This window comes from Rhizobium sp. KNZ2-6A, from assembly GCF_056755475.1.
Genome location: NZ_JBNDIC010000049.1, coordinates 38,929 through 50,599, shown reverse-complemented (window position 1 = coordinate 50,599; position 11,671 = coordinate 38,929). Strand labels below are relative to the sequence as shown.

11 protein-coding genes are annotated in these 11,671 nt (G+C 60.2%); 7 read left to right on the top strand and 4 right to left on the bottom strand.

Annotated elements, in window-relative coordinates:
* Window positions 1-85 precede the first annotated feature (85 nt).
* Both ACPYOP_RS26510 and ACPYOP_RS26505 read right to left on the bottom strand, forming a co-directional pair.
* A complete protein-coding gene (locus ACPYOP_RS26510; RefSeq protein WP_481413242.1) occupies window positions 86-1,693 on the bottom strand; it encodes a DHA2 family efflux MFS transporter permease subunit in 1,608 nt (535 codons plus the stop codon).
* Window positions 1,694-1,719: 26 nt separating this feature from the next.
* Window positions 1,720-2,940 (bottom strand): HlyD family secretion protein, encoded by a 1,221-nt coding sequence (locus tag ACPYOP_RS26505; protein ID WP_481413241.1) that lies wholly within the window; start codon window positions 2,938-2,940, stop codon window positions 1,720-1,722.
* A 182-nt stretch (window positions 2,941-3,122) separates the two neighbouring features.
* On the opposite strand from ACPYOP_RS26505, the gene ACPYOP_RS26500 reads away from it, so the two are divergent.
* From ACPYOP_RS26500 to ACPYOP_RS26490, 3 genes are all read left to right on the top strand, one after another.
* Window positions 3,123-3,803: a TetR/AcrR family transcriptional regulator gene (locus ACPYOP_RS26500; protein WP_481413240.1), complete on the top strand. Its 681-nt coding sequence runs from the start codon at window positions 3,123-3,125 to the stop codon at window positions 3,801-3,803.
* A gap of 116 nt (window positions 3,804-3,919) precedes the next feature.
* On the top strand, window positions 3,920-4,759 hold the full coding sequence (locus ACPYOP_RS26495; RefSeq protein WP_481413239.1) for a GyrI-like domain-containing protein: 840 nt from the start codon (window positions 3,920-3,922) through the stop codon (window positions 4,757-4,759).
* 208 nt (window positions 4,760-4,967) lie between these two features.
* Window positions 4,968-5,711, top strand: coding sequence for a TerC family protein (locus tag ACPYOP_RS26490; RefSeq protein WP_481413238.1), 744 nt, complete (start codon window positions 4,968-4,970; stop codon window positions 5,709-5,711).
* Window positions 5,712-5,758: 47 nt separating this feature from the next.
* Here ACPYOP_RS26490 and ACPYOP_RS26485 read toward each other — a convergent pair whose 3' ends face one another.
* Complete coding sequence (locus ACPYOP_RS26485; protein WP_481413237.1) at window positions 5,759-6,169, bottom strand: hypothetical protein; 411 nt, start codon at window positions 6,167-6,169, stop codon at window positions 5,759-5,761.
* Window positions 6,170-6,529: 360 nt separating this feature from the next.
* On the opposite strand from ACPYOP_RS26485, the gene gltX reads away from it, so the two are divergent.
* Genes gltX through ACPYOP_RS26470 form a run of 3 tightly spaced genes read left to right on the top strand, consistent with a single transcriptional unit; the run spans window position 6,530 to window position 9,690 of the window.
* Window positions 6,530-7,987 (top strand): glutamate--tRNA ligase, encoded by a 1,458-nt coding sequence (gene gltX / locus ACPYOP_RS26480; RefSeq protein ID WP_481413236.1) that lies wholly within the window; start codon window positions 6,530-6,532, stop codon window positions 7,985-7,987.
* 15 nt (window positions 7,988-8,002) lie between these two features.
* Window positions 8,003-9,499, top strand: coding sequence for a lysine--tRNA ligase (gene lysS / locus ACPYOP_RS26475; protein ID WP_481413235.1), 1,497 nt, complete (start codon window positions 8,003-8,005; stop codon window positions 9,497-9,499).
* Complete coding sequence (locus ACPYOP_RS26470; RefSeq protein ID WP_481413234.1) at window positions 9,496-9,690, top strand: hypothetical protein; 195 nt, start codon at window positions 9,496-9,498, stop codon at window positions 9,688-9,690. Before lysS ends, ACPYOP_RS26470 begins: the two co-directional genes overlap by 4 nt.
* Here the strand turns inward: ACPYOP_RS26470 and ACPYOP_RS26465 are convergent.
* Window positions 9,680-10,516, bottom strand: a complete 837-nt coding sequence (locus ACPYOP_RS26465; protein ID WP_481413233.1) for a hypothetical protein — start codon at window positions 10,514-10,516, stop codon at window positions 9,680-9,682. The two genes, ACPYOP_RS26470 and ACPYOP_RS26465, sit on opposite strands and share 11 nt — an antisense overlap.
* A gap of 195 nt (window positions 10,517-10,711) precedes the next feature.
* Here ACPYOP_RS26465 and ACPYOP_RS26460 point away from each other — a divergent pair, with 195 nt between their 5' ends.
* Window positions 10,712-11,620, top strand: a complete 909-nt coding sequence (locus ACPYOP_RS26460) for a LysR family transcriptional regulator (RefSeq protein ID WP_069615994.1) — start codon at window positions 10,712-10,714, stop codon at window positions 11,618-11,620.
* The last annotated feature ends 51 nt before the right edge of the window (window positions 11,621-11,671 follow it).

Below are 11,671 nucleotides of genomic sequence, written 5' to 3'. Positions count from 1 at the left end.
CGGTCAGAATGGTGAATCTGATTTGCTCACAAAAGGGAATCCCAATTCCGATTCCGCCTAAATTCATCCCGCTCTAAGCGCTGGATCAATGGCCTCCGCCGCCGCCACTGCCGCCTGTCGGGCTCGGCTTGCTCAACATGAGGACGCCGAGGATCATCGCCAGGAACAATATGGTCAGCATCAGGAAGATGTCCCCGAAGGACATGACGACCGCCTGCCGCGTCGCCATATTGACCATCTGCTTCAACGCGGCCTGCTCGCCATCGAGGCCAGCTGCGTTGAAATTGGCGGCCATATTGTTCAATTGGGTGACGGCGGCGTGGCTGCCCCAATGAATATGGTCGCGCAGGCTGAAATAATGCTGGTCCTGCCGGTTCGTCAGCAGGGTGTTGATAATGGCAAGACCCACGGCACCGCCCAGATTACGGGTCAGGTTGAACAGGCCGGATGCGCCGCGCATGCGCGCGGGCGGCATGGTTCCGAGCGCTATATTATTGATCGGCACCATGCAGAGCATCAAACCGAAGCCGCGCAGGATCTGTGGGATCATCAACTCCCAGAAATCCCAGTCCACGGTGAGGTGCATCATGATATAGGTACCGGCCGAGAAACTGGTGAAGCCGATGATCATCAGGATGCGAAGATCGACCTTGCCCGCAAGGAAGCCGGCCAGCGGCGCCGTGAAGAACATGGCAAGGCCGGACACGAACATCGTCTCGCCGATCTGCAGGGAGTCGTAGCCGCGGATACGCGCCAGGAAAACCGGATAGATATAGGTCAAGCCATAAAGCCCAATGCCCATCACGAAGGAGAACATCGAGCCGAACGCGAAATTCTTATTGGTAAAGGCTCTTAGATCGACAACCGGGAATTCGACTGTGAAGGCGCGGTAGAAGAAGATCACCGCTCCGATCGCCGAGGCTATTGCACCTGCGACGATGAGGTTGTCGTTGAACCAGTCGTTGGTATTGCCCTCTTCGAGAACATATTCCAGCGCGCCCAGAAAAACGCCCATGGAAAAAAGGCCCCACCAGTCGAATTTCTTCATCAGCGACAGTTCGGGCTTGTCGAAATCGATGAAATTCCAAGTCACGATGGTAACGATGATGCCCGGGGGGATGTTGACCAGGAACAGCCAGTGCCAGGAAAAGGCGTTGGAAAGATAGCCGCCGACGGTGGGGCCGATGGTGGGCGCAAGCGTCGCGATCAGACCGATGATCGGCGAGACGACATTGCGCTTGGATGGCGGGAAGATGGTGAACGCCGCTGCGAACACGGAAGGGATCATGCCGCCGCCAATGAATCCCTGCAGGGCGCGGTAGATGATCATCTGGTCGATATTCGTCGCGGTCGCGGCGAGCGCGCTCGCCGCTGTAAAGCCGGCCGCCGAGATCGCGAACAGATAGCGCGTCGAGATGATGCGCGCCAGCGTTCCCGACAGCGGGATCATGATGACTTCGGCGATCAGATAGGCCGTCTGCACCCAGCCGATCTCGTCCGAACCGGCGCTAAGGCCCGCCTGGATTTCGCTGAGCGAGGCGGAGACGATCTGAATATCGAGGATCGACATGAACATGCCGAGCACCATCGCCAGAAAGGCGATGAGTTTTTTCGTATCGATGTGATCCGCCGGTGGCGCGGCGGGTCCGGCCGCGCGCGGAGGCGACCCGGCTGTAGTGCTGGCGGACGACATGCTGCGTCTCTCCCGAGCTTGATCGCTTACTTGTCCGGTGCCGTGCGAGTGTCGACGTCGACGACGACGCTGAGGCCCGCGCGCAGACGGCCGGTATTGAGCGCATCCTGCGGCAATGCGATGCGGACAGGCATGCGCTGGATGATCTTGGTGAAATTACCAGTCGCATTCTCCGGCGGCAGCAGCGAGAAGACCGAGCCGGAAGCCGGCGAGATCGACTCGACGGTGCCGACGATCGGATGGTCGCTGTAGGCATCGACGTGAATATTGACCTTGGAACCGGGCACCAGGTGCTGGATCTGCGTTTCCTTGAAATTCGCGTCGATATAGAGCTGGCGGATCGGCACGATCGCCATCAGCTTCTGGCCGGGAGAGACAAGGTCGCCCTCCTGCACCGAGCGATTGCCGACGATGCCGTCATAGGGCGCCTTCAGCACGGTGAACGACAGGTCGCGGGAGGCCTTGTCACGCGCGGCCTCCAGCCCCTTGATCGTGCTCTCGGCCTGACGGCGTTGGGCCTGCAGCAGGTTGATGTTTGCCTGCGCCGAGGCAATCGCGGCATCGCCGCCGACCAGGTTGGCCTTGGCTTGGTCGAGCGCGATATTGGCGCTATCCAAGGCGGCCGTGGTGCCGACCGACTTCGACTGCAGTTCGGCAGCGCGCGTCTGGGTGATCTGCGCGCCACGGACTGTGGCTTGCAGAGCAACCTTCTGTGCCTGCGACTGCGCAAGAGCGGCCTGGCCGGCTGCGATCTGTGCATCGATGGTATGGAGCGAAAGCTGCTCGGTATCGAGCGAGGCCTGAGCCTGCTCCAGCGCCAGCTTGTAGTCGCCGTCATCGAGCGTGGCGAGCACGTCGCCAGCCTTGACCTGCTGGTTGGCAACGACGTTCACCTTGGCGACGTAGCCGGTAACCTTCGGCTGGATGGTCGCGATGTCGCCGCCGATATAGGCGTCGTCGGTCGAAACCATGAAGCGGCCGTTCGTCCACCAGTCGTAGCCGTACCAACCGCCGGCGGCGAGAGCGACGACGAGGATAATCGGAAAAGCCAGGCTGCGCCGCTTCTTCTCCGGCGGCGGTGGGGCCGCAGGGACCGGAGCAGTGGGCGCAGCCTGGGCGGGGGCAGGTTTGCTACGCGTTTCAGCCGCGGGAGCCTCAGCAGACACGCCGGCTTCGCGGGCTTCCACCTCAGCATCTGCAGGCTCGTCCACGATGCGTGCTACATTGTTTCCATGACTTGACGACATTGCCCTACCACCGAAATTCTGGCTAAATTAATCGAACCGAACGGTTCAGTTCAATTGACATAGAGCCTTTTTCATTCCATATCAAGAGATATCGAACTGAGCGGTTCGATTTATTTGGCGAATCTGTTTAAGATTCAGGAAAAATGATCGAGTATCGAGTAAAGGAGACAGTGAAAGAGCCGATGAAAGACGAATCCCAAAATGCCGCTGTGTTGAACACGCCTCCGCCGGGCTCCGGTGGACGCTGGGCAGCCGGCGAGGACCCTGCCAAGCGTCATCAGATTCTCGAAGGCGCCAAGCGTGTCTTTATGAAAATGGGCTTCGATGCGGCAAGCATGAACGATGTCACCCGCGAGGCGGGCGTTTCCAAGGGCACTCTCTACGTCTATTTCGCCAACAAGGAAGATTTGTTCGCGGCCATGATGGAGAGCGAGCGCACCCATTTCGTCAATCTCGTGCGCAACGCGCTTTCAGACGAAGCGGATGTTACGGCCTCGCTTTATGATTTCGGTATCGTCTTCGTCACGCACGTCACCTCGGATAAGACCATCAGCGCCATGCGTACGGTCATCGGCGTGCGCGAGCGCATGCCTTCGCTCTGTCAACGCTTCTTCACCGGCCCGGAAAATCTGCGCACAGTGCTGCGTGGCTTCCTCGAGCGGCAGGTTGCCGCCGGTCATCTCAAGATCGAGGACTTCGACATGGCTGCCCGGCACTTCCTCGAAATGGCCAGTGGCGGCTATTTCAAGCTGCGGCTCTTTGGCGACATGGAAGAGCCGCCCTCGAAGGAAGAGATCGATTATGTCGTGCGCGGCGCCGTGCGAGTTTTCCTGGCGGGCTACGGTCCGGACCGCAAGGATTAGGATAAACAGGCCCTCCCTATCGTCCGCGAGCGTGTAGTAATCCAACTCCGCAATGGCGATCAAGCATCGCTTCTGCCGGCAGCCTATGAGTGGTCCGGCAACCAGGGGAGTTGAAAATGAGCGCGATCGGCAGAGCGATATGGTTTATCGAAAGCCATTTTAAATCCGACATCTCGCTCGATGAGATCGCCGAGACAGCCGGGCTGTCGCGTTATCATCTCTCTCGCGTCTTCGGCATGATGACGGGCCACTCAATCAGCAGCTACATCAGGGGCCGCCGTCTCAGCGAGGCGGCTCTCGCCCTGACGGACGGCTCTTTCTCCATTCTCCAGGTTGCCCTCGATGCCGGCTACGGCTCGCACGAGGCCTTCACCCGTGCCTTCCGCGAGCAATTCGGCATGACGCCGGAAAGCCTGCGCAAGCAAGGGCACGTTCGCAACCTCGCTCTACAGGAGCCGATCAGAATGGACGACACCCGCCTTCCCAAGCTCGAAGCACCGCGCTTCGAAAGCCATCCCGCAATGCTGCTTGCCGGTCTTGCGGAAACCTACGCCTATGAGGCCACGCAGGCGATCCCCTCGCTCTGGCAGAAATTCAACCAGCATTTCGGCCATATTCCCGGCCAGATCGGTAATGTCGCCTATGGCGTCTGCACCCAGGCGGAAGAAGGCAGCGAAGGCTTTCGCTACATGTCAGCAGCCGAAGTTTCCGCCGCGGACGGCCTGCCCGAAGGTTTCGTAACAACGAAACTGCCGCAGCAGCGCTATGCGATCTTCAAGCATCGCGGCCACATCTCCGGCATTTCCGCCACCGTGCATCAGATCTTCGGAGACTGGCTGCCGCAATCGGGTGAGCAGCACGGCGATACCCCCGACATGATGGAACGCTACGACGAGCGCTTCGACCCGCGCACGGGCACAGGCGTGACGGAAATATGGATCCCCCTGAAAGCCTAGAGCCGGATGTCGCCCGAAAACCGCTCACACTTTTCGGCATCCCGCTCTAGAAACCAAGCCTGGACACAACGCCTGCAAACAAGGCCGCCGCCACGAAATTGGCGGTGGCGCTTGTACGGACGACGTCGCTCCTTACATTACGGCCATTCTGGAAAGGCCGGAGCTGGGGGTCAGCATCGGCGAATGCTGACAAAAGGGGAAATCGTTTATGGATATCGTTGGGCTGCTACAGGATCCCGCAGCGTGGGTCGCGCTTATCACGCTCGTGGTCATGGAGGTCGTCCTCGGCATCGACAACCTCATCTTCATCTCGATCCTGACCAACAAGCTGCCAGCCGAACATCGTGACCGCGCCCGCAAGATCGGTATCGGCCTTGCCCTTGTCATGCGCCTTGCCCTGCTTGGCACTGTCGCCTGGATCGTGCAGCTCACACAGCCCGTCTTCGAAATCTTCGGCCAGGGCTTCTCCTGGAAGGACATGATCCTGATCGGCGGCGGCCTTTTCCTCGTCTGGAAGGCGACGAAGGAGATCCATCACAATGTCGACCCTCAGGAACAGGGTGAGGATTTCATCGCCAAGTCGACGACCTCGACCTTCGCCTCGGCCATCGGCCAGATCCTGCTGCTCGATCTGGTCTTCTCGATCGACAGCATCATCACCGCCGTCGGCATGACGCCGCATCTGCCGATCATGTTCGTCGCCGTGATCGCCGCCGTCACCGTGATGCTGGTGGCCGCAAACCCGCTCGCCAACTTCATCGAGAAGAACCCGAGCATCGTCATGCTCGCGCTCGCCTTCCTGCTGATGATCGGCACGACGCTGATCGCCGAAGGCATGGGCGTACATGTGCCCAAGGGCTACATCTACGCCGCAATGGCCTTCTCCGCCCTGGTGGAAGTGCTCAACATGCTGGCGCGCAACCGCCGGAAAAAGGCATCCGGCAGCCATTGATCGCGAAAGCCGCACCTCGAAACGGGTGCGGCTTTCATGACACCTGATCAGTCCTGGACCGTGATGTCGACCCACTGGCCGATATCGCCGTGTCCGTAGATATCGACCTTGATCCAGACATTGCCGCGAACGATGAGGTTCCCGGCGTCGTTGGCGATATTGCCGTCTGCCAGCATGGCTTCCAGATTCTGGCGATTGGACGCCTGCGAAAAGAAACTGTCGCCCTGGTCGCCACGGTCGCGGCGGCGATAGGCATGATAGTTCGCGCGGTCCTGGCGGATGATTTGCCAGGGCGCCGTCAGGCGCTCCCCCTTGGAATTGTAGAGATCGTCGCTGCCGATATAGGCGCGGTAGGATTCGATCAGGCGCGCCGAACCGTCGCGCTTGATTGTCGATTGTGCCGCGGCTGCATCGAACATGGCGACCGTCAATAAAAAGCTCAAAATCAATTTCTTCATTGTATCCCCACGGTGAACGATTGAAGACCTATTTCGCTACTGCCGCGAAAATTGCAAATCAAATTGGGCAAGCGTAAGGCTTTTATCCCGAAGCCCTTACGAAGGGTAAAGACGCTTCGTGAATTCGCGAGGCCGGCTCTTTTCGATGCAGCATGACGTCCTTGGCATCTCGACCCGCTGTCGCGGCGCAGTTTCCCTTGACGTCACCCGTTGAATATGGCCTAAGGCCAACCATACGGAAAACGCTGACAGAAGCGGCAAGACGCCCTTTTCGCGCCGGTTTCCTGATCCAGATAGACATTTTCGGCTGGACGGCGCTTGTCCCAGGCGCGGCCCGGCCTTTTATGACGGGCAAACAAAATGACCACTTCAGGCGTTCGCGTCCGCATCGCACCCTCCCCCACCGGCGAGCCGCATGTCGGCACCGCCTACATCGCGCTGTTCAATTACCTCTTCGCCAAGAAACACGGCGGCGAGTTCATCCTGCGCATCGAGGATACCGACGCGACCCGCTCCACCCCGGAATTCGAGACCAAGGTACTCGACGCGCTGAAATGGTGCGGCCTGAAATGGTCCGAAGGTCCCGATATCGGCGGCCCCTATGGCCCTTATCGCCAGAGCGACCGCAAGGAACTCTACAAGCCCTATGTCGAGCAGATCGTCACGAACGGACACGGCTTCCGCTGCTTCTGCACGCCGGAGCGTCTGGAAAAGATGCGCGAGGCGCAGCGCGCCGCCGGCCTGCCGCCGAAGTATGACGGGCTCTGTTTGAATATCTCTGCCGAGGAAGTCTCGTCGCGCGTCGCTGCCGGCGAGCCGCATGTCGTGCGCATGAAGATCCCGACCGAAGGCTCCTGCAAGTTCCACGACGGCGTCTATGGCGACGTCGAAATCCCGTGGGATGCCGTCGACATGCAGGTCCTGCTCAAGGCTGACGGCATGCCGACCTATCACATGGCCAACGTCGTCGACGATCATCTGATGAAGATCACCCATGTGGCGCGCGGCGAAGAGTGGCTCGCATCGGTGCCGAAGCACATCCTGATCTATCAGTATCTCGGCTGGGAGCCGCCGGTGTTCATGCACCTGTCGCTGATGCGCAATGCCGACAAGTCGAAACTGTCGAAGCGCAAGAACCCGACCTCGATCTCCTATTATACGGCCCTCGGCTATATCCCCGAGGCGCTGATGAACTTCCTCGGCCTGTTCTTCATCCAGATCGCCGAAGGCGAAGAGCTTCTGAGCATGGACGAGCTTGCCGAAAAGTTCGACCCGGAAAACCTCTCCAAGGCCGGCGCGATCTTCGACATCCAGAAGCTCGACTGGCTGAACGGCCGCTGGATCCGCGAAAAGCTCTCGGAAGAAGAGTTCCAGCACCGCGTCCTGACCTGGGCGATGGAAAACGCCCGTCTGAAGGAAGGCCTGAAGCTGTCCCAGTCGCGCATCACCAAGCTTGGCGAACTGCCCGACCTCGCTGGCTTCCTGTTCAAGTCCGACCTCAACCTCGATCCCTCGGCTTTTGCCAGGATCAAGTCGACGCCGGAAGAGCTCTTGGAAATCCTGAACACGGTGCAGCCGGACCTTGAGAAGATCCTCGAATGGAATGTCGAGACGATCGAAGCCGAGCTGCGCGCCATCGCCGACCGCATGGGCAAGAAGCTGAAGGTCATCGTCGCCCCGCTTTTCGTCGCCGTATCGGGCTCCTCGCGTTCCCTGCCGCTTTTCGATAGCATGGCGATCCTCGGCCGTTCCGTCGTACGCCAGCGGCTGAAACTTGCCGCGCAGACCGTTGCGACCCTCGTCGGCCCGAAGAACTGAACCGGACTTAGAACCATGAACGACAAGACCGAAACCGCTACCCTGTCCTCCGACGCCACGGAAGTTCGCGCGCAGAAGCTGAAGCTGCTGCGCGAGCAGATCGGCGACGTCTATCCGGCGCATTTCCACCGGACGCTGACCAATGCCGAACTCGCCGCGAAATACGAGGGCCTGGAGCCGGATACGGAAACCGGCGATGTCGTCACAGTTGCCGGCCGCGTCTATTCCTCGCGCAACTCCGGCATGTTCATGGACATCCATGACGCCTCGGCCAAGATCCAGATCTTCAGCCACAAGGATGTGACCTCGGAAGAGGCCCGCAGCCTGCTGCCGATGATCGACATCGGCGACATTATCGGCGTCACCGGCGTCGTGCGCCGCACCAAGCGCGGCGAGCTGACGATCAACGCCCAGCAGATCACCATGCTGACCAAGTCGCTGCTGCCGATGCCGGAAAAGTGGCACGGCCTGTCCGATATCGAGCTGCGCTATCGCAAGCGTCACCTCGACATCATGACCAACGAGGAATCGAAGCTCCGCTTCCAGCAGCGCAGCCGCATCGTCTCGGGCATCCGCCGCTTCATGGAAAATGACGGCTTCATGGAAGTCGAAACGCCGATGCTGCATTCGGTCTATGGCGGCGCCACCGCCGAGCCGTTCAAGACGCATCACAACACGCTGAAGCTCGACATGTACCTGCGCATCGCGCCGGAACTGTTCCTGAAGCGCACGCTGGTGTCCGGTCTCACCGACAAGGTCTTCGAGATCAACCGCAACTTCCGCAACGAAGGCGTCTCCACCCGGCACAATCCCGAATTCACCATGATGGAGTGCTATTGGGCCTACGCCGACTACGAGGACATCATGGACCTCGTCGAGCGGCTGTTCTCGACGCTCGCCATGTCGATCCACGGCAGTACCGAATTTGCCTTCGGCGACAAGCAGATCTCCTTCAAGGGTCCGTTCCGCCGCGTGCCGATGCCTGACGCCGTCAAGGAAGCGACCGGCATCGACTTCCTGGCGATCAAGACGGACGAGGAAGCGCGCGATGCTTCCAAGGCTGCCGGCTTCGCCGTCGAGAAGGACGCGACCTGGGGCGAATGCCTTGCCTTCATCTTCGAAGAGAAGGTCGAGGGCACGTTGATCCAGCCGGCACACGTCACGCATTTCCCGAAGGACATCTCGCCCTTCGCCAAGGAAGTTCCCGGCGAACCGCGTCTCGTCGAGCGCTTTGAGACCTATTGCAACGCCTGGGAACTCGGCAACGCCTTCTCGGAACTCAACGATCCGGAAGAGCAGCGCGCCCGCATGGTCGAGCAGCTCGAGCAGGCGCATGCGCGCGGCGAAAAGGAAAAGCAGCTGGACGAGGAATTCCTCGATGCGATCGATCAGGGCATGCCGCCGGCAGGCGGTCTCGGCATCGGTGTCGATCGCCTCATCATGCTTTTGACCAATTCGCCGTCGATCCGCGACATCATCCTCTTCCCGGCACGCCGCAACAAGGCCGATTGATCAAGCCGGCAATTTCAGGCGCCAGGCAAGCGAAGGAAACGACGCTGCCTGGCGCTTTTCTTTTCGAGCAGATTCCAGGGAAGCGCGTGGCGCTTTTCCGTCCGGAATTGCGTAAGAATAAACAGATGGGGCGTTTCAGCGTTTCGCGGAACCGCCCCATCTGGAATAGCGGCGGTGGCGTCAATTCGTGATGGGCGACCGGCGGTCGGCGGCACCCGTCATGGTCGGGTCCAGTCGTGGTGACGGGGTCTTTTCCCTGTCGCGGGCATCGGCGCCGATGAATTCACCGTTCTTGTCATAGCCGGGCTGCACATTGCCAGTCGATTTCGGCTCCGGCAGCAATGGCTTGGCGTCGTGCCCTTCTTCTTTCGCCGCGGCCTTTTCTTCCGCGGCGATCGCCGCTTTCATCTTGTCCTTCTTCGCGGTCCCGGCAGCATTGTCAGCCGTCAGCGCATTGTCGCAATCGCTATAATCCTTCAATCCGGCAAGCGCGGCATTGATATCCTGCGGCAGCATGGTGATCTGCTCGCCGTAGAACAGGCCGGCATTGCTCGCGCCGCCATCGTAGTAGCGTGCCGTCACCGGCGCCTCGGAGCTGCCGTCGACAAGCTTGTCCGGGTGCGGCACATAGACCACGTCGGCCCCCAGCGCCCGGCCACGTATGTCGGAGCGCAATGTCGGCCCGTTCTTGTCGAGAACCACAACCTGAACGAGATCAGGTTTCTGCTCTTCATACACGGCCTTGGCGACCCTGAGCGCGGTCTTGACCCGTGTCAGGCCATCGGTCGGTTCGGTGCGGATATATTTACGCACCCAGAAGCGGTTTTCCTTGCGGATGGTGACGAGATTGACATCCAGACACTGAAGCCCGTTGGGGGAAACGGAGGCGAAGCCGAGCAATCTGTCCTTGCCCACACAAAGCGCCAAAACGCCGGAGGAGCCCACAAGAAGGGCCACTCCGCCGATCATGACGACAAACTTCCGGTGTGCCCGGAAAATATGCAGTAAGGCGCTCACGCCAACTGCTCCAGCATAGACCACTCCAAGCCGACAAAGATGATCAACCCTCACGTTAGGCAGAGGGCGTTTCGGAATACTTAAAACGGACGCGAAACTTGCAACTCTAACGGCATAGCTACCAAAAAAGGTCCAAACTTTCACAGCAATGACGGGCGCTTGCCTTTCACGCCGCGAACATGCTCTAACCAGAGCATGGCTTTCACCTTGAGACAGCTGCAATACTTCGTCGCCGTGGCGGAACAAGGCTCCGTGACGCGCGCCGCGCAGAACCTGTCCATCTCGCAATCGTCCGTCACGGAAGCCCTCAAGGAACTGGAAAGCGATCTCGGCGTCGAGTTGTTCGAGCGCCATCCGCGCGGTCTCTCCATCACCCATAACGGTCACCAGTTCCTGCGCCATGCGACAAAGATCCTGGCGACGGTTTCCGATGCCCGCACCAGCTTTTCCGGCAAGCAAAACGAGGCGGGCGGCACGTTGAATATCGGTGTGACATCGCTCGTCGCCGGCTATGTTCTGTCCGATCTTCTCGCCCGCTATCGCCGCGCCTGCCCCGGTGTCGAGGTCAGCGCCATCGAGGATAATGGCGGCTATCTGGAACATCTTCTGGTTGGTGGCGAGCTCGATGTCGCCGTCATGGTCATTTCCAACCTGCGGGACCGCATGGCGCTGCAGGCCGAGATCCTCGAGACCTCGCCCTATCGCCTCTGGCTGCCGATGGGCCATCCCCTCGTCTCGGCCGACATCATCAGCGTCGCCGATATCAGCCGCGAACCGCTGATCATGCTGACAATCGACGAAATCGAGGAAAATACCGGCAAGCTTTTGACCGCGCTCGGCGCCCGCCCCCATGTCGCCTTCCGTACTCGCTCGGTCGAAGCCGTGCGCAGCCTGGTCGCAACCGGCGCCGGCGTTGCCCTCCTGCCGGATCTCGTCTACCGCCCCTGGTCGCTGGAAGGCGACCGTATCGAAAGTCGCGACGTCTCCGGCTCTCTGCCGGTCGTGCAGGTCGGCATGGTCTGGCGCAAGGGATCGAGCCTGCCGCAAGCCGCCCGCGACTTCGTCGGCGTCGCCGAAAGCATGCGCTCTGGGCGGCAAAGGTAGCAGGGCTCTTCCTGGCGTATGCGCACGCGCTAGGAATCGGAAATTCCGATA

Excerpts from the sequence above, each read along its gene's own strand:
- ACPYOP_RS26510 (WP_481413242.1), bottom strand. The coding sequence starts at position 1,693 with ATGTCGTCCGCCAGCACTACAGCCGGGTCGCCTCCGCGCGCGGCCGGA.
- ACPYOP_RS26505 (WP_481413241.1), bottom strand. The coding sequence starts at position 2,940 with ATGTCGTCAAGTCATGGAAACAATGTAGCACGCATCGTGGACGAGCCT.
- ACPYOP_RS26500 (WP_481413240.1), top strand. The coding sequence starts at position 3,123 with ATGAAAGACGAATCCCAAAATGCCGCTGTGTTGAACACGCCTCCGCCG.
- ACPYOP_RS26495 (WP_481413239.1), top strand. The coding sequence starts at position 3,920 with ATGAGCGCGATCGGCAGAGCGATATGGTTTATCGAAAGCCATTTTAAA.
- ACPYOP_RS26490 (WP_481413238.1), top strand. The coding sequence starts at position 4,968 with ATGGATATCGTTGGGCTGCTACAGGATCCCGCAGCGTGGGTCGCGCTT.
- ACPYOP_RS26485 (WP_481413237.1), bottom strand. The coding sequence starts at position 6,169 with ATGAAGAAATTGATTTTGAGCTTTTTATTGACGGTCGCCATGTTCGAT.
- gltX (WP_481413236.1), top strand. The coding sequence starts at position 6,530 with ATGACCACTTCAGGCGTTCGCGTCCGCATCGCACCCTCCCCCACCGGC.
- lysS (WP_481413235.1), top strand. The coding sequence starts at position 8,003 with ATGAACGACAAGACCGAAACCGCTACCCTGTCCTCCGACGCCACGGAA.
- ACPYOP_RS26460 (WP_069615994.1), top strand. The coding sequence starts at position 10,712 with ATGGCTTTCACCTTGAGACAGCTGCAATACTTCGTCGCCGTGGCGGAA.